Consider the following 1,002-nt stretch of genomic DNA (forward strand, 5'->3'; position numbering starts at 1 on the left):
TGATGGCGCGGTTGCGGCTGGCGGGCGGCTTCGGCGTGGGCACCGTCACCATGGCCGGCCTGGGCCTGGCGGTGGGCGGCCCGGCCATCAACCCGGTGCCGCGCCAAAACATCGAAGAGAACGTGCGCGCCGTGGGCGAGGCGCTGCTCGCCCATGCGGGGCTGGAGGTCACCATCTCCGTGCCGCAGGGCGTGGACATGGCCAAGAAGACGCTCAACGCGCGCCTGGGCATCCTGGGCGGCATCTCCATCCTCGGCACCACCGGCATCGTCAAGCCCTATTCCACCTCGGCCTACCGCGCGAGCGTGGTGCAGGGCGTGCAGGTGGCGGCCACGCTGGGCCACGGCGTGGTGGTGCTCACCACCGGCGGGCGCACCGAGCAGTTCGCCATGAAGGAGCGCGCGCAGCTGCCCGCCGCCTGCTTCGTGCAGATGGGCGACTTCCTGCGCTACGCGCTCGACGAGGCCGTGGCCCAGGGGCTGCGCGAAGTCGTCATCGGCGGCATGGTGGGCAAGCTCACCAAGATCGCCCAGGGCGAGACCATCACCCACGCCAACCGCGCCGAGGTCGACACGCAACTGCTGGCCGAACTCGCCGCCGGCATCGGCGCGCCGGCCGACGTGTGCGCCGAGATCGCCGCCGCCGAGACCGCGCGCTTCGCCGCCGAGCGCATGGAAGCGCTGGGCCTGGCCGCACCCTTTCACGCCGCGCTGGCCCGCGCGGTGGTGGACACCCTCATGGCCCCCGACCGCTACGGGGGCCGCTTCCAGCTCCAGGTGCTCGTCTGCGACTTCGACGGCCGCAAGATGGCCGAGGCCTGCTCCGCATGAACGCTCCCGACACCGTGACCGCCTTGACCACCGCCCCGACCGCCATGCCCGATCCCCAACCCTGCCGCATCATCGGCGTGCTCGACGACGGCGCGGCCAGCCTGGGCGCCCTCTGCACTGGTTCTCAACCGCTGCCGTGCCGGGAGGGCCGCGATTGCCGATATCCTCGCCC

1 protein-coding gene is annotated in these 1,002 nt (G+C 72.5%); it reads left to right on the top strand.

Features of this window, described 5'->3' with window-relative positions; all coding sequences use genetic code 11:
• Positions 1-830, top strand: an 830-nt coding sequence (locus AC27IQ_RS25620; protein WP_487091315.1) for a cobalt-precorrin-5B (C(1))-methyltransferase, incomplete at its 5' end; no start/stop codon positions are given.
• Positions 831-1,002: the final 172 nt, after the last annotated feature.

It is taken from the genome of Acidovorax sp. KPB24-07 (genome assembly GCF_057543315.1).